Here is a 16,615-nt window from a genome sequence, read left to right on the forward strand (position 1 = left end):
CTACAAGGGAGTGCCTGCTGGCCACAACTTTTGAATGAAGGGGGAGAGAAGTATGAAAGAGATGTGGACCATGTGGAAGAACACCAGGATGGTGATCCTCACGGCCCTGACGGCCGGCATCTTCGCCGCGCTCTTAATTCCTTTTAAGAGCATCCCTATAATTCCCGGGATCACCGAGTTCCGTCCGGCCCAGATCATTACTACGACCTTTCCTCTTTTCTTCGGCCCGGCCGGCGCCTGGGGCGTAGCCATCGGGAACCTCATAGGGGATTTCTTCGGTACCCTTGGCCCGGGAAGCTTTTTCGGTTTCTTCGGCAATCTCTTTGAAGGGTATGTAATTTATAAGATATGGCAGGCCCTCAAGAAAGAACCGACCCTTAAGAGCGGTCAGGACTTCTTACAATACGCTTTAGCAGTGATTTTAAGCGGTGCTGTTTGTGCTATGATCATAGCTTGGGGCCTGGAGATCCTGGGCATGTATCCCTTCGCCGTTCTGGGCACCATCATTAGCCTTAATAATACCATAGTACCCATAGTTCTGGGACCACCTCTGATCTTGCTCCTCTATCCCCGGATAAAGAAATGGGACCTGATCTGGACGGAGATAATGGACGAAGAGGATATCAGCACCGTAAAATCCCCGGGCCTCGGTTTAGCTCTGATGTGGATCGGCGGCCTGGGGGGGTTGGTGGTGGGTCTCCTTCTCTCCACCGGCATGTATGGCGCTAAACTGGCCGGCTTCGGCGTCGGCAGCACGGGCCCGGCCGTGATTCTGGGCGTTTTGCCTTTTATCGTCATATTCCTGGCCTCTGCTGTGGCCTTCCCCTCGAGGTCCTCGAAGGAATAAACGTAAAAGACTGACCTCGGCGCATCACCTACCCCGCCGAAGAAAAGGCAACGGCGGGGGAGGTGGTGCCCTTTTTATTCTCTTTTTTGGTAGAAACGCCGTCCGAAATGGGTATTATCTTATATAGAAAGGCATAGGGGTGACACACACCAATGATCGCAAAACGCGTCGTTCTCATCGTTTTGGATAGCGTCGGTGTCGGGGCCCTGCCTGACGCCGACCAGTACGGCGACGAAGGCAGCAATACATTGGGCCACATTGCCGAAAGCGTACCTCTAAGACTGCCCAACTTGGCCCGGATGGGCATAGGAAACATTATTCCCCTCCGGGGGATTGAGGCGGTGGACCGTCCCCTAGCAGCCTACGGCAAAATGGGAGCCCGGGCCCCGGGCAAAGACACCACTACGGGCCACTGGGAGTTGGCCGGCCTAATTTTAGAGCGGCCTTTTCCCGTATACCCGGAGGGTTTCCCCGAAGAAGTCATTCGGGCCTTCGAAGAGGCCATCGGCCGCAAAGTATTGGGCAACAAACCGGCTTCCGGGACGGCCATTATCGAAGAGCTGGGCGAGGAACACATGCGGACCGGGTACCCTATTGTTTACACTTCAGCGGACAGCGTCTTCCAGATTGCGGCCCACGAAGAAGTGATTCCCGTGGAGGAACTGTACCGTTACTGCCGCTTGGCCCGGGAATTGCTTAAAGGAGAACACAGCGTAGGGCGCGTCATCGCCCGTCCCTTTGTGGGAGAGCCGGGGCACTTTATCCGGACCGACCGGCGGCAGGATTTTTCCTTGGAGCCGCCCGGCCCCACCCTTTTAGATATTTTGAGTGAAAACGGCCTCCCGGTTTTAGCCGTGGGTAAAATAAAAGACATTTTTGCCGGCAGGGGAATAACCCGGTGGATCCATACCCACGACAATATGGACGGTATTGACAAAACCTGTAAATTCTTACGGGAAAGCAGCCATGGCCTTATATTTACTAATTTGGTAGACTTTGATATGCTCTACGGGCACCGGAATGATGTGGAGGGCTATGCGGCCGCCTTGGAAGCCGTCGACCGCAGGCTGCCGGAAGTCATGGAGGGGCTGGATGAGAAGGACGTACTGGTGATCACCGCCGACCACGGCTGCGACCCCACCACGCCCAGTACGGATCACTCCAGGGAATACGTCCCCCTATTAATATACGGCCGGAGGATTCGGCCGGTGAACGTAGGCCTCCGTTTCACCCTGGCCGACCTGGCGGCGACGGTGGCTGATCTTTTGGGGGTAAACTATACCCTGGCGGGGGAGAGCTTTGCTGAACTTTTGAAGGGGTAATGTATTAGCGTATTGACGGGTCGAAGTGCCGCCGCAGAAAGAAGGAAAGTACCACTTTAAGTAGAAATTATGTCGTACTAGAACAAATGACGGCGTAGATGATGGTGGAAAGTCCCTATGCTAAAGACCCTTCTGGACCTTATGATCGGCTTCGGGCGGGCGACCTTGTTGGGCTACGGCGGCGGCCCTTCGATCGTACCCCTTTACGAACATGAAGCGGTTAACGTTTATGGGTGGGTTACTAAGGAAGAATTCGGCCAGGCTTTAGCCTTCGGCAATGCCCTGCCGGGTCCCATTGCTACTAAGCTCACCATGTATATTGGCTACAAAGTGGCGGGCTGGCCGGGAGCGTTGGTTTCTTTGTTGGCCGTGACTCTTCCCACGGGCATCATGCTAATCGCCTTTTTCGCCCTCCTGGGGAAATTCAAAGACAGTACCTTTTTTAAAGGTATGGTTGCCGGCGTAAGGCCGGTGGTATTTGTAATGCTGGCCATGCTGGCCTGGGACTTTGCCAAGTATACCTTTGAGCCTGCCGGAACCGGTCCCTTTAGCTGGCTGCCCTTCGGTATCGCTGCCGCTTTCTTTGTGTCCGTTCACTATCTCCACCTTAACCCCCTCTGGGGAGTCCTTGCCTCTCTGATTTTAGGAGGGCTTTTCTTACGGTGAGGTCCGTCACGGGGGCTTCGGCTGCAGGCGCGCCGTCCCCGAGCAATGCCTCGCGGAGCCCCTCCCTTTGTTGGTTGGCCTTTTGGGTAAGGAGCTCTGTTACCGCCTTGCTGCCCAGAACTTGGGGAACCGTTCCGGCTATTCCAGGCCGGACGGCCTGATTTAACCAGGGCGGCGTAGGTGTAATCGTCCTTCTGAAGTAAGGAGTTAACATGGCGTCGGGTGGAACCTTTGACGGCAATACTGGCACTTCGTGGGGAGTCTCCCGCGAGGAAATAATTTTTTGTTAGTGAGAAGGAGAATTTAAGAATGCGGCGAATATATAGTACTAGTGAAAACCCGAACAATAAAGTCTAACTGAATATCGAAGGGCGGTTGAAGAGAGTAGGAGAGACCCGGTGAGGCCGGGCGCCGAAGGAGCAATGCGGGGTCTGCGGTGGAGTCCCCGCAGAAACTCTCAGGCAAAAGTACTACTCTCGGACGCGGCTCTGGAGAGCGTCCCCCCTGGGAGCCGGGCGGCCCGGCAGGGGGGAACACCAACGGGGTAAGGCGTAAAGCCTATTCTCTCAGGTGGAAGGACAGAGGCTATTCACCCTTAAGAAGGGCGAATAGCCTTTTTGTCGTCTTGGTGCGAGGTGTGGGGAAGAATAAATTTAACATGAATGTACAGGAACGGGTCTTAATAATCACCAACAACCCCGATATAAAGCCGGTCCGAGGACGGGTCCTATTCGTACCAGAGGGGCCCCTGAGTGTTTTGCGGGAGGCTCAAAAGCTCATCTTCCGCGGCTATACCCTGCTGAGCCATCCCCTCATGGGGAGCTTGAAGCCCTGGCAAAACCCCTACCGCAGTGTGGTACTGCTGAAGCCCCCAGGCCGTCCCGCGGGTCTGGATACCCGTTCTATTATCCTTATGGGAAACGCCATAGCCATGATGGAAGCCAGGGAAAGGGAGGTCGGTAGCCAGCGCGACTACGACGGCGAAACCCTGGAGGATTTCCGGCGTCTGGATCGGGAACTGCTCGGCCAGGCGGAGGGAGTTTGGGCCGGGGAGCACCCAGGCCTAGAGGTGGACTTGGGAAGCACGGACTCCGGAAGCTTCGGTGGGGGACGTCCGGAGGGAGGTTAATCTGGGTAGTCTAAGTTGCGAGAAGGGAGTGGTTTGAGATGGGCACCAAAGAAGTGGATGTACTTATAATCGGGGGCGGCCCGGCCGGTTTGACGGCCGGTCTGTACGCCTCCCGGGCCAGGTTGAATACCGTTATTTTGGAAAAAGGGCGCCACGGCGGCCAGATTGCCACCACGCAAGTCATTGAAAACTGGCCCGGCACCCTGAAGGCCGGCGGCGCCGAACTGACGGACCAGATGGCGGAACACGCCCGGCGTTTCGGCTGCCAGATTATCAAGGACGAAGTAGTCGAGGTGGATTTTAGCGGCTACGAAAAGGTAGTAAAGACCAAGAAACAGGATACTTATGTGGCCAAGGCCGTCATTATCGCTTCCGGCGCCGAGCCCAGGGTACTGGGTATCAAGGGAGAAAGGGAGTTCCGCGGCCGCGGGGTCTCCTACTGCGCCACCTGCGACGCCGATTTCTATACCGATGCCAGTGTAGTGGTAGTAGGCAACGGCGATGCGGCCGTGGAAGAGGCCATCTACCTCACCAATTTCGCGGCCGAGGTCACCTTGATCGTCATCCACGATGAGGGAATTCTGGACGCCACGAAAGTGATACAGGAGAGGGCCTTTGCCAATCCCAAACTCAAATTCAAATGGAACTCGGTGGTAGAAGAGATCAAGGGCGATGAGGCGGTCACCGGGGTAGTTATCCGGAATATCAAGACCGGGCAGTTGGAGGAACTACCTACCGAGGGCGTGTTCTTCTTCGTAGGGACCCTTCCCAACACCTCCTTCCTGCAGGGCAAGATAGAAATGGATGCCCGGGGGTATATTAAGGCCAACGATATGATGGAAACTTCGGTGGAGGGGGTTTACGCTTGCGGCGATTGCCGGGAGAAATTCCTGCGCCAGGTGGTTACGGCAGCGGCCGATGGGGCCATCGCCGCCATGGCGGCGGAGAAATACATCCGCGAAGAGGAATTCTTCCGCCAGGAAGTGCTGCAGCAGGAGAAGCCAGTTCTCTTGGTCTTCTGGAGCCCCATGGTGGAAGCCAGCCTCCCGGTGGTGGCCGATGCCGAGAAACTGCAGGAAAAGTGGGGAGATAAGATTAAGGTGACCAAGATCGATACCTATCGCAATACCAAGGTGGCCAGGCGCTACGGCATTGAGCGAGTCCCGGCCGTCCTGCTCCTGCGGCAAGGCCAGGTGGTGGCGCAAATCCGGGAGTTAGAAGGCGAAGAGATGGAGAAGGCCTTGTCCTCCTTGATCTCTTAAAACTGCTAGCCTGAAAGCCTAGGTTAAATAAACTTCATGGCCTACGAAGAAAGGAGGTGTACTATGCTGGAGGTCCACAAGGACAACTTTGAGGCCGAGGTGCTGGGAGCTTCCGGGCTAGTGGTGGTGGATTTCTGGAGCCCGAATTGCGAGAAGTGCCTGGCCCTCATGCCGGACATGGAAGCCCTGGAAGGTAAATACCAAGGCCAGGTTAAATTCGCCAAACTGAACATCCAGGGAAACCGCCGGCTGGCCCTTTCCCTGGGAGTGAGGGGACTGCCGGCCATGGGCTTCTTTAAGGGAGGCCAGAAGGTCGCCCTTCTCACTCCCGAGGAGGTATCTCCGGAAGCAGTGGAGGCCAAGATCCGGGAACTCTTATAGTGACCAGGCCAAGATAAGGAGGTGCAACTTGTGAAGCTAACCCTGGGGTACATTCACATAAGGGACGTCCAGTTCGGCCCGGCAACAAAGGTCAAAGGAGGCGTGCTGTATGTAAACGCCGAGGAACTGATAGCCAAGATCAAGGAAGACGAGCGCATTGCCGGGGTTAAAGTGGAGCTGGCCCGGCCGGGAGAGAAGGTAAGGATCTTACCGGTCAAAGATGTGATCGAGCCGAGGGTAAAAGTGGAAGGGCCGGGCGGGGTATTTCCCGGCATGGTCAGCAAGGTGGAAACTGTGGGCAGCGGCCGTACCCATGTCCTGAAAGGGGCCGCGGTGGTGACCTGCGGCAAAATCGTCGGTTTCCAGGAAGGCATTATCGATATGAGCGGCCCCGGAGCCGAGTACACTCCCTTCTCCCAGACCTACAACGTTGTCCTGGTCATCGACCCGGTTAAAGGATTGCCCCAGCACGAACATGAGGCTGCAGTGCGCATGGCGGGGCTCAAGGCGGCCGCCTTCCTGGGTGAGGCCGGCCGGGAGGTGGAGCCGGATGAGGTGAAGGAATACGAATGCCTCCCGCTCCCCCAGGCAGTGGCCCGCTATCCGGACCTGCCCAAAGTTGTCTATGTTTACATGCTCCAGAGCCAGGGGCTCCTCCACGACACGTGGGTGTACGGCGTGGATGCCAAGCGGATTTTGCCTACCCTGATCTCCCCTACGGAGGTTATGGACGGGGCCATTGTCAGCGGGAACTGTGTGTCGGCCTGCGACAAGAACACCACTTATCATCACCAGAACAACCCGGTTATCGAGGATTTGTATGAGCGCCACGGCAAGGACCTGAACTTCATAGGCGTGGTCATCACCAACGAAAACGTCACCCTGGCCGACAAGGAGCGTTCGTCCAATTATACGGCCAAGCTGGTGGAGTTCTTGGGCGCGGAGGGCGCCATTATTACCGAAGAAGGCTTCGGGAACCCCGACACCGACCTGATTATGAACTGTGTAAAGATCTCCCGCAAGGGCATCAAGACCGTGCTCATCACCGACGAGTATGCCGGCCGGGACGGCGCTTCCCAGTCCCTGGCGGACGCCGCTCCGGAGGCGGATGCCGTAGTAACGGCAGGGAACGCCAACGAGACCATCACCCTGCCGCCCATGGAGAAGGTCATCGGGTACCCCGAAACTGCCGACGTTATGGCAGGCGGCTTTGCCGGCAGCTTGCAGGCGGACGGCAGCATTAAAGTAGAAATCCAGGCCATAACCGGCTCGACTAACGAGCTGGGCTTTAGCCGGTTATCGGCCCGGCAGTATTAAACAGTTCAGGGAAAGGAGCGTGATTGAGTATGGCCGTTGATTTCAAAGGCAAAAAGGTCATCGTCCTGGGGGACCGGGACGGTGTACCGGGTCCGGCCATAGAGGAATGCGTTAAGAGCGCCGGCGGGGAAGTCGTTTTCAATACCACCGAATGCTTCGTCTGAACGGCGGCCGGCGCAATGGACCTGGAAAATCAGGCGCGGGTAAAGGAACTGGCGGAGAAGTATAATCCCGCCGACTTAATCGTCGTTTTGGGCGGCGCGGAGGCCGAAGCTTCCGGCCTCACGGCCGAAACGGTGACTAACGGCGACCCCGCCTTTGCCGGTCCATTGACGGGAGTCCAGTTAGGACTCAGGGTGTACCATATTCTGGAGCCGGAGGTCAAAGAGGCCGTTGACCCCGAGGTATATGAAAAGCAGGTCGGCATGATGGAAATGGTGCTGGATGTGGAAGCCATAACCAATGAGGTCCGGACCATCCGGGAGCAATACAGCAAATACTAGGGAGCCGGAAAGGGGGATGAAGGGTGGAAAAAAAGAAGGTCCGCATCGTCCATTATCTGAACCAGTTTTTCGGCCAGATAGGCGGCGAGGAGAAAGCGGACGTCCCTCCTATGGCCAAAGAGGGCACTGTAGGGCCGGGACTGGCCCTGCAGCAGGCCCTGGCTCAGGAGGGGGAAGTCGTCGCCACCGTTATATGCGGGGATACCTATTTTGCCGAACACCTGGAAGAGGCTAAGGCCGAAGTAGTCAGGCTCATTGCCCAATACGATCCGGATGTAGTCGTCGCCGGCCCGGCCTTTAATGCCGGCCGCTACGGGACCGCCTGCGGCGCCGTGGCCCAGGGCGTCTGGGAAACCCTGAAGAAGCCGGTGGTTTCCGGTATGTACCCCGAGAATCCCGGCGTGGAGCTCTACAGCCGTTATGCCTATATTATTAAGACTGGTAATTCCGCGGCGGCCATGCGGCAGGCTGTTGGTCCTATGGCGCGGTTGGCCGTCAAACTGGGCCGCGGGGAGCCGGTGGGAGCGCCGGAAGAGGAAGGCTACCTTCCCCGGGGTATCCGCAGGAACGTCTTCTGCTCCGAACGCGGTTCCAGGCGCGCCGTAGAGATGCTGGTAAAGAAACTCCGCGGCGAGCCCTTTACGACCGAATATCCCATGCCGGTCTTCGACCGGGTGCCCCCCAATCCGGCGGTCAAGGACTTAGCGCGTGCCAAGGTCGCCCTAGTAACTTCCGGAGGTATAGTGCCCAAGGGCAACCCCGACAAGATCGAGTCCTCCAGCGCCTCCAAGTTCGGGAAATACGATATTGCCGGCATAACGGATTTGACCAGCGAAACCCATCAGACGGCCCACGGCGGCTATGATCCGGTCTACGCCAACGAGGACCCGGACCGCGTGCTGCCGGTAGATGTTATGCGGGAACTGGAAAAAGAGGGGGTCATCGGCGAGCTCCACCGCTACTACTATGCCACGGTAGGCAACGGGACCTCGGTGGCCAACGCCCGTAGGTACGCCCAGGCTATTGCCGCCGAACTCAAACAGGACGGGGTGCAGGCAGTTATCCTCACCTCCACCTGAGGAACCTGCACTCGTTGCGGCGCAACGATGGTAAAGGAAATCGAAAGAGCCGGGATCCCTGTAGTTCACGTCTGCACCATTGTACCCATTTCCCTCACCGTAGGGGCCAACCGCATAGTGCCGGCCGTGGCCATACCGCACCCCCTGGGCAATCCCGCCCTTTCGCGGGAAGAAGAGAGAAACTTGCGGCGCAGGCTGGTCATGAAGGCCCTGCGGGCCCTGCAGACGGAAGTGGAGGAGCAGAGGGTCTTTGCCGACTAAAGCCGGAACCGAGGTGGGCAAGGAACCCTTGCCCACCTTTCCTTAAGCCTTTGCGGGAGGTGAGAAGATGAGCTTTCCGGTTCTCAAAGGAGCCGCCTACGCCCTTTTCCATTCTCCGGACATTCTCCTCACCGGAGGCTCCACTCAGAAGGTAGAACGCCTGAAAAATCCGGAGGGGGAGTACCTCCAGCAACTGCCCTCCCACCTCAGGTCTTATGAAGAAGTGGTACAGTATCCCCCCAATCAGGTTTTCATCGGCAACCTGCGGCCCGAAGAGCTGGAAAACATATCCCGGCCCTGGTACTCCAACTTGCTTACAGGTGCTTCCGCCCAAGGAAAGTTTGGGGATATCGTTTCCGAGGACTTGCTCTACGGGCTGCTGAAGCTGGCGGACAGCTTCGACCTCGTCTACCTGGAAAAGGATTTTCAGGCCCGCATTAAAGCAAAGCTGCTCCAGACGGGGCTTTTTGAGGATGGGGACTTTGCCAAATGGAAGGAAGGCAGCGAGCGAGAGGAAATCGAGAAGTATGTCCGCGAAACAGGAGCCGAAGAGCTCCTGCTAGACGGCCAGATGGTGGGCTGTGTGCGCCGGGCCCATGATGTGGATGAAAACCTACAGGCCCATGTGATGCTGGAGAACCTGGTCACCAAGGCCACGTCCATCTGGGCCGTGCGGCGCCTCCTCAAACTGCTGGGTTCTACCGGGGAGGAAGTGGAATACATTATCGAGACCTCTGAAGAAGCGTGCGGCGACATGAACCAGCGGGGCGGGGGGAATTTTGCCAAAGCCATCGGTGAGATGTGCGGACTGCGCAATGCTACAGGGGCGGATATGCGTTCCTTCTGCGCCGGCCCGGCCCACGGGTTGGTGACGGCGGCGGCCTTAGTCCAGGCGGGTATTTACAGGAACGTCCTGGTTGTCGGCGGGGGTGCCGTGGCCAAACTGGGGATGAACGGCCGGGACCACGTGAAAAAGGGCATGCCGGTGCTGGAGGACGTCCTGGGAGCCTTTGCCGTCCTGGTGGGCGAGAACGACGGGGCGAATCCGGTCATCCGCACCGACATCATTGGCCGCCATAAGATAGGGTCTGGGGCTACCCCCCAGGCAGTAATGGAGGCCCTGGTTACCGAGCCCCTGGGCAGGGGCAATTTAAGGATCGGCGACATCGACAAATACGCGCCTGAAATGCAGAACCCCGAAATTACGGAGCCGGCCGGCGCCGGGAACGTCCCCAAGGCCAACTATAAGATGATCGGTGCCCTGGCCGTAATGAAGGGCGAGATCCAGCGGGGTGAGCTGGAGGACTTTATCAAACGGCACGGTATGCCCGGTTATGCCCCGACCCAGGGTCACATACCCTCAGGGGTGCCCTTCCTCGCTTTCGCCCGGGAGGGGATTATGAACGGCCGGTATAATCGCGTCATGATCATCGGTAAAGGCAGCCTCTTTCTGGGAAGGATGACCGGCCTCTTCGACGGCGTGTCCTTGGTGTTAGAGAAAAACTCCGGAGACGTGCCGGGTAAAGGGGATGTCCTACCCAAAGATGAAGTTCGCCGCCTGGTGGCCGAAGCCCTGCGCAGAGTAGCCGGGGAGATTATGGGAGAGTGAGGTGGGGAGTATGTCCGGCTCGGCTCTTAAGCAGGCGATAGGGGAGGTCTTCCTGGAGCTGGGCGATGCCCTGGAGGGCAGGGCTCCGGTAGTACCCCGCGTACGGGTGGGCCTTACCCTGTCCCCCAACGAGGTGGGCCGGGAAGAGCTGGTCCGGGGGGCCGTGGAAGCGGTCCTCAGTCACAGCGATATCGAGGTAGTACTCATAGGGCCGGAGGTGGAAGGCCTGGAGGAAGCCCTCCGCCTGGGAATCTCCCATGTCCCGGCCGGTGACTGCGAGAGGGACCTGCACCAGGCCATGGAAACACTTCTGAAAACCGGTGAGATCCAGGCGGCGGTGACCATGCATTTTAATTTCCCCCTGGGCACGGCCACCGTAGGCCGGGTGGTTACCCCCGGCAAGGGGCGGGAGATGTTCATAGCCACTACTACGGGTACCTCCGATGCCGACCGGGTAAAGGCCATGGTAAAAAACGCCCTGGCGGGCATCGCCTGTGCCAAAGCTTGCGGCATCGCCCGGCCCAAGCTGGGCATTTTAAACGTTGAAGGCGCCCGCATGGTGGAGCGGATCTTGAGGAAACTGCAGAGTCAGGGGTACGACCTGGAGTTCGCAACTTCCGTGCGTTCCGACGGTGGAGCGGTCATGCGGGGGAACGATCTCCTGGCCGGCGCCTGCGACGTCATGGTGACCGACAGCCTTACCGGGAACATCCTCATGAAGGTCTTTTCCTCCTTTACCACCGGCGGGGAATACGAGGCCCTGGGCTACGGCTACGGGCCGGGAATAGGGGAAACTTATGGTCACCTCGTTTTCATCTTGTCCCGGGCCTCCGGAGCGCCGGTAGTAGCCGGTGCCATCCGTTATGCGGCGCAGGCGGCCCAGGGTAAGGTCCTTGCCCTTTATAAAGAAGAGCTGGCCAGGGCCAAAGGGGCCGGTCTGGAGGGCCTCTGGGACGCTGAAGAGGTTAAAGGCGAACAGACGGCTGCTCCTGTGCCGGAACCGCCCAGAAAGCCCGTGAGCGAGGAGATCCCCGGTATCGATATCTTAGAATTGGAGGCGGCCGTCCGGGCCCTGTGGAAGGCCGGGATTTACGCCGCCAGCGGGATGGGCTGCACCGGCCCTGTAATCCTGGTAGCCCCCGAGGACGCCGAGACGGCTAGAAACCTGCTGAGGCAGGAGGGCTATATTTAGATTGGCCACCCGGGACCTGCCTCGGGGGTGGACGCGTAAAGCCGCGGGTTAAGATTGGCTTACCCGCGGCTTTGCTTTCTGCAGGCGCGATGGCTACTCCTAGTTGCGGGCGGTCAGGAGGAAATGCAAGAACTTTTAGCTGCTCCCGGCTTTGGTTAAAAAGGCCTGCTCGGGGTCGAAGATGTCCGGGCAGGCCTTCGCGCGAGACACGGCTTAATAAGGCAGCTGGCGCAGCCGAGGATGGGAATTCGGGGAACCGGCCTATCGACATTGACGCCGGCTCACGGGGGAATTGCCAGGACCTTTGGGGGTGCAATAGTTGGGCCGGGTAACGGGGATTAATTCGTGCGTATCTCCTGGCGCATGAAGAAATAGTAGGCCGCCGCGAAAATGAGCATGGTGGCGGCGATAAGGCCCACCAAATGCGGCCAGATGAGGAGCAGGCTCTGTCCCAGGGGCAAGAACCCGGGAACGGCTCCTATGAGCTGCTGGATCAGAACGGGGCCCAAAGTGCGTACATCGGGGTTCAGCAGGGTTATGGTCGCTTCATCGTAAAGGGTGGTCGGCGAAAGACGGCTGAGCCCCTGCTTCCAGGCAGCGTTGCGAAGCACCAGGTCGGCAGGAGAATCCTGGGCCACGGGGAACAGCCCATCGGCAATAATTCCGGCCAGCATAGGTGCAAAGATGGCAAAGAAAAGCCACACGGCTATACCGGCCAGGGCCGAAGTGGCCGTCTGGCGGAAGACCAGGGAAAATAGCAAGGACAGGCTTAGCCAGAAGGCTATATAAATGACGGTTACCAAAAGATAAGCAACCATCCGCAATAATTCTTCCCCCCGGGGTGGAACGCCGAAGAGGGCGAGGCCCAGCCCGGCCACCAGCAGCCCCAAGACGGCAACCATAAGGGTCAGCACCGCAATGCCGGCAAGAAATTTGCCGTTTATCACGTCGTCGCGGTAAATAGGCTGGGCCAGCAGGCGGCTCAGGGTACGCTTATGGTATTCGCCGTTTATGGCGTCGAAGCCCATGGCCAGCCCCAAAAGGGGCCCCAGAAAGGACATGAAGGCGATGAAAGGGGGCAAAGAGCCGCCGCTCGTGGTGAAAAGACGCAGAAACACGAAGGCCGAGGTTTCGTCGCTCACCGCCTGGCGGATGTTTTGACCCGCGACGTAAAGGGACGAGAGGCAGGCCACGGCGACCAGGGAAAAGATAATGGTCATCCTCGTACTGCTTAGGTGGTCGCCGAGCTCTTTGAGGAAGATAACCTTCAAGCCACCGCTACTGCGGAAGGCCTCACGCCACCAACGGACAAAGTCCCGGAGTGCTTGGCGCCAATCCCTCATGGTCTTCCCTCTCCTTGGAAGTATTGCAGGTAGATATCATCCAAGTCGTAACCCCGGGCCCGCATGTGGAGCAGGGTTATTCCCCTCCCCGCCAGAAGCCCGGCCAGTGGGGGACGGACGTCCTGGCCCTTGGCACAGCGTACACGGATGTAGGGTCCCTGGCTCGACACTTCCTCGACGCCCTCCAGGGAGGCCAGGAGAGACAGGACTTCGTCGTTCTGCGGCTGGACCTGCAGCTCAATTTCCAGGGGCTTTCCGGACATCACTTGGCGGCCAAGAGTCTCCAGGGGGCCCATCGCGAGGAGCCGGCCGCCCACAAAAATGCCGACCCTGTCGCAGATCTGTTGAATCTGGTGGAGGAGGTGGGAGGAGATAAGGATGGTTTTCCCCTTTTCGCGGGAAAGGCGGACGATCAAGTCCAGTAATTCCCGGACGCCCTCCGGGTCGATACCCAGGGTGGGTTCGTCCAGGATGATGATGCGCGGATCTTTTATGAGAACATCGGCAATGCCCAGGCGCTGCCTCATGCCACGGGAAAACTCCCTTACCCTGCGGTCGCCGTGCTCGGTTAGGCCGACCTGCTCCAGGGCGGAATCAATGCGCCTCCCGCTCTCCTCCGGGGGAATGTGGTTCAGGCGGGCCGTGTAGAGGAGGTTTTCCCTGGCCGTCATATCGTCGTAGAACCCTACGTTATCGGGAAGGTACCCTACTATCCTTTTAACGGCCAGGGGTTGACGGATGGCATCCAGGCCCGCCACCAGGGCCCGCCCGGACGTAGGCTCGGTTAGGCCCAGCAGCATCAGGATAGTGGTAGTCTTGCCCGCACCGTTGGGTCCCAAAAGGCCGAAAATCTCGCCCTCATAGATTTCCAGGTTCAGTCCTTCGACGGCCGTTACCGGTCCATAACGCTTAGTTAAATTCTCCGTAACGATTATAGCCGTACCGGTACCCATGGCTATCGCCGCCCGTATTTATGGAAAATCCACGCCACCCCGCCGATAACACCCACAACAAGCAGGATGGCCACGATGCCCCATAAAGTGGAGGTCTTAACGGTCACCCGGAAGGTAGCCGTAGTGCTGGCCGCAGGCGACTCGGCCGTAATGTTGACCACATAATCCCCGGCAATGGCCTCTTTAGGCGGCTTAAGATAAGCCACCACCTGCCGGGCTTCTCCGGCCGGCAGGACGTCGATGGTGTCCGGTTCAAAGGTCACGGACCACTGGGAAGGGGGGGAAGCGGTGAAGGTAATGTTCTGGATGTCGGAGCTGCCCGTGTTCTTAACCAGCAGAGTAACCGGGCTTTCTCCCCCTGCGGTGGCCTCGGCGTTAAGCCTTTCCGTAGGCGTGGTAATTTCCAGGGTATAGGTACCCGTGATTACCACTTTGAGCACTACCCCGGCCTTGCTGTTGCTGGAAACGGCCTCAATGGGGATTTCATAGGTGCCGGCCTTAACCCCTTGGGGCGGCTTAACGGTCACATCCAGTCCCTGGCTTTCTCCCGGCTTCAAGCTTAAGCTGGCGATTTGCTTGCTGTCGTAGGCCGGGCTAAAGGTTACCTGCCAGCCGGGGGGAGCCTGGGCGTTCAAGCTGTACGAGCGCTCCCGGGCTCCATTGTTGGTGAGGTCGACCCGGAACTGGAAGGTAGTGGTGCTCGTACCGCTCAGCACTGGATACTGGGTGGCCATTTTATCGCTGCCGCTGGGGGCGTCTTTAATAACCATCTGTAGGGAAAGGGTTGCACTGCTCCCTCCACCGGTAGCCCTGACCACGCAATTGTAAGTGCCGGGTTTCACGTCCTGAGGGATTTCCACCTGCAGATCTACTTTAGCCGGCTCCTGGGGGGCGACCAGGATCTGATTAATGATCATGCCTCCGCCTTTAAAGCTGGACGACCAGCCTTTAGGAGCGGAAACTACCTGTAGCTCGACGGTTTTAGATACCCCTGTGGTGCGCAATTCCAGGGGGAAGGTTACGGTTTCTCCGGGGCGAACTTCGATCCCGGGAAAGGCGGTGGAGAGGGATAGCCCGTTACTGGCCAGAACGGGCGGGAGTATGACGAAAAAGTTAAGCCAGAAAAGGGAACAAAGGAGAATAAGCAATCCTAATCTTCTGGCCATTATCCTGCACCTCCGAATAAATTTTTGTTCGACAACATGCTTCAAAATCCTCCCGTACGGTATGAAATAATGCCTTCCTGGAGCAAACTAAAAGCTGGTGATGCAGGATGCGTCTACTTCACCTTTCCTGGGAATACCCTCCCCACAGCGTAGGCGGCCTGGCCCGGCATGTTGAAGACCTGACCCACGCCCTGGCCGCTCAAGGTCAGGACGTACACGTCATAACTATAGGCCGGCCGGAGGCCAGCGGTATGCAACGGCAGGAAAAAGGTGTATTTGTACACAGGGTGGAAGCCTACCCCGTCCATGCCCCGGACTTCGTTACCTGGGTCCTGCAGCTCAACATACGGTTCCTGGAGGAGGCCATATTCTTGTGGCGGCACTACGGTCCCTTTCACTTGATTCACGCCCACGACTGGCTCGTGGCCTTTGCCGGCCGTGCCCTTAAGCATGCCTATCGCCTCCCCCTGGTCGCCACCATCCATGCTACCGAGGCCGGGCGCAATCGCGGGATACATAACGACCTGCAGCGCTACATCCACAGCGTAGAGTGGTGGCTTACTTACGAGGCCTGGCGCGTAGTAGTTTGCAGCCAGCACATGCGGGAAGAGGTTCAGGGGCTGTTCCAGGTCCCCCTGGATAAAATTACCGTCATCCCCAACGGCGTCATGCCCTCCAAGTTCCGTGAGGCCGATCCCCCTCCTGAAGTGCGCCGGCGGTATGCCCTGCCCCAGGAAAGGATAATTTTCTTCGTCGGCCGCCTGGTGGTGGAAAAAGGAGTTCAGGTGCTATTGGAAGCCATGCCCCAGGTGCTGGCCAGGTGCCCGGAGGCCAAACTGGTAGTGGCCGGACAGGGCCCCATGGAAGGGGAACTGAAGAGCCGGGCCTGGGAGCTGGGAATCGCCCACAAGGTATGCTTCACGGGATACGTCGACGACAGCACCCGCAACCAGCTTTACCGCCTCGCGGAAGTGGCGGTGTTTCCCAGCCTTTATGAGCCCTTCGGCATAGTAGCCCTGGAAGCCATGGCCGCCGGAGTACCGGTGGTGGTCAGCGAAACCGGGGGCTTGAAAGAGATCGTTACCCACGGGATTAACGGCATGCGGGCCTTTCCCGGAAATACCCATTCCCTGGCCGACAACATTGTTGCCCTTCTGCAAGATCCTGCCCTGGCGGCCCGGGTGAAGGAGGGGGGCAGGCGCCTGGTGAAGGAGGTCTATGATTGGCGGCAGATAGCCCGGCGCACCTGGGAACTTTACACCTCGGTCTACGAGGAATACCGCCGCACCCCCTGGCCGGAAAGGCCATCCCTCAGGGAGAAGATCCGGCGCTACGCCCTGGCCCTGGGCAGCAATAGGGAGCAAAAGGAGCCACAGAGACATATGCCCCCCTTCAGCGGACGCTACGACCTGGTGGGCCACCGGGCGGCCCTGGTCAATCAAGACCGGGGAAGGGATCGCCTGCTCTAGGCCGTATCCGGCCGCGCGGGCCCATTAGTAAAGGCTAAGGGTGGCCGCCCCGCAGAATTTTCCCGGAACCGCGCCGTAAAGAGGCTGGGGACCAACTCCTGCGGCAGTGCAAGACT

15 protein-coding genes and 2 riboswitches are annotated in these 16,615 nt (G+C 58.5%); of the genes, 12 read left to right on the top strand and 3 right to left on the bottom strand.

What is annotated here, in order from left to right; all coding sequences use genetic code 11:
* Positions 1-52: 52 nt before the first annotated feature.
* From TAMC210_RS03475 to grdD, 11 genes are all read left to right on the top strand, one after another.
* The gene (locus tag TAMC210_RS03475) at positions 53-847 is read left to right on the top strand and encodes a QueT transporter family protein (protein ID WP_173297390.1); all 795 of its coding nucleotides are present in this window, start codon (positions 53-55) and stop codon (positions 845-847) included.
* A gap of 155 nt (positions 848-1,002) precedes the next feature.
* Entirely contained in the window at positions 1,003-2,169 is a 1,167-nt protein-coding gene (locus TAMC210_RS03480) for a phosphopentomutase (protein ID WP_173297542.1), read from the top strand.
* A gap of 117 nt (positions 2,170-2,286) precedes the next feature.
* Positions 2,287-2,835 (top strand): chromate transporter, encoded by a 549-nt coding sequence (locus TAMC210_RS03485; RefSeq protein WP_173297391.1) that lies wholly within the window; start codon positions 2,287-2,289, stop codon positions 2,833-2,835.
* 375 nt (positions 2,836-3,210) lie between these two features.
* Positions 3,211-3,318: riboswitch (glycine riboswitch) on the top strand.
* A gap of 3 nt (positions 3,319-3,321) precedes the next feature.
* A riboswitch (glycine riboswitch) is annotated at positions 3,322-3,419 on the top strand.
* Positions 3,420-3,493: 74 nt separating this feature from the next.
* Positions 3,494-3,964 (top strand): GrdX family protein, encoded by a 471-nt coding sequence (locus TAMC210_RS03490; RefSeq protein ID WP_173297392.1) that lies wholly within the window; start codon positions 3,494-3,496, stop codon positions 3,962-3,964.
* A gap of 38 nt (positions 3,965-4,002) precedes the next feature.
* On the top strand, positions 4,003-5,226 hold the full coding sequence (trxB, locus tag TAMC210_RS03495) for a thioredoxin-disulfide reductase (protein ID WP_173297393.1): 1,224 nt from the start codon (positions 4,003-4,005) through the stop codon (positions 5,224-5,226).
* Positions 5,227-5,289: 63 nt separating this feature from the next.
* Positions 5,290-5,607 carry a thioredoxin family protein gene (locus TAMC210_RS03500; protein WP_173297394.1) on the top strand — a complete coding sequence of 106 codons (318 nt, stop codon included), beginning with the start codon at positions 5,290-5,292 and terminating at the stop codon, positions 5,605-5,607.
* A 30-nt stretch (positions 5,608-5,637) separates the two neighbouring features.
* On the top strand, positions 5,638-6,924 hold the full coding sequence (locus TAMC210_RS03505; RefSeq protein WP_173297395.1) for a glycine/sarcosine/betaine reductase component B subunit: 1,287 nt from the start codon (positions 5,638-5,640) through the stop codon (positions 6,922-6,924).
* Positions 6,925-6,953: 29 nt separating this feature from the next.
* Positions 6,954-7,427 carry a glycine/sarcosine/betaine reductase complex selenoprotein A gene (gene grdA, locus TAMC210_RS03510; protein WP_173297396.1) on the top strand — a complete coding sequence of 158 codons (474 nt, stop codon included), beginning with the start codon at positions 6,954-6,956 and terminating at the stop codon, positions 7,425-7,427.
* 23 nt (positions 7,428-7,450) lie between these two features.
* On the top strand, positions 7,451-8,767 hold the full coding sequence (gene grdB, locus TAMC210_RS03515) for a glycine reductase complex selenoprotein B (protein ID WP_254388485.1): 1,317 nt from the start codon (positions 7,451-7,453) through the stop codon (positions 8,765-8,767).
* A 67-nt stretch (positions 8,768-8,834) separates the two neighbouring features.
* Positions 8,835-10,376: a glycine/sarcosine/betaine reductase complex component C subunit beta gene (gene grdC / locus TAMC210_RS03520; protein WP_173297397.1), complete on the top strand. Its 1,542-nt coding sequence runs from the start codon at positions 8,835-8,837 to the stop codon at positions 10,374-10,376.
* 10 nt (positions 10,377-10,386) lie between these two features.
* Entirely contained in the window at positions 10,387-11,568 is a 1,182-nt protein-coding gene (gene grdD / locus TAMC210_RS03525) for a glycine/sarcosine/betaine reductase complex component C subunit alpha (protein WP_173297398.1), read from the top strand.
* A 338-nt stretch (positions 11,569-11,906) separates the two neighbouring features.
* Here the strand turns inward: grdD and TAMC210_RS03530 are convergent, their stop codons facing one another.
* The 3 genes from TAMC210_RS03530 to TAMC210_RS03540 are packed head-to-tail and all read right to left on the bottom strand — an operon-like array spanning position 11,907 to position 15,030.
* Entirely contained in the window at positions 11,907-12,911 is a 1,005-nt protein-coding gene (locus TAMC210_RS03530; RefSeq protein ID WP_173297399.1) for an ABC transporter permease, read from the bottom strand.
* A complete protein-coding gene (locus TAMC210_RS03535; RefSeq protein WP_173297400.1) occupies positions 12,908-13,864 on the bottom strand; it encodes an ABC transporter ATP-binding protein in 957 nt (318 codons plus the stop codon). Before TAMC210_RS03535 ends, TAMC210_RS03530 begins: the two co-directional genes overlap by 4 nt.
* A 2-nt stretch (positions 13,865-13,866) precedes the next feature.
* On the bottom strand, positions 13,867-15,030 hold the full coding sequence (locus TAMC210_RS03540) for an NEW3 domain-containing protein (RefSeq protein WP_173297401.1): 1,164 nt from the start codon (positions 15,028-15,030) through the stop codon (positions 13,867-13,869).
* A gap of 107 nt (positions 15,031-15,137) precedes the next feature.
* Between TAMC210_RS03540 and TAMC210_RS03545 the strand changes: the two genes are divergently transcribed.
* Positions 15,138-16,499, top strand: a complete 1,362-nt coding sequence (locus tag TAMC210_RS03545; RefSeq protein ID WP_173297402.1) for a glycosyltransferase family 4 protein — start codon at positions 15,138-15,140, stop codon at positions 16,497-16,499.
* The last annotated feature ends 116 nt before the right edge of the window (positions 16,500-16,615 follow it).

It is taken from the genome of Thermanaeromonas sp. C210, assembly GCF_013167955.1.
Lineage (GTDB): Bacteria > Bacillota > DSM-521 > Neomoorellales > Neomoorellaceae > UBA12545.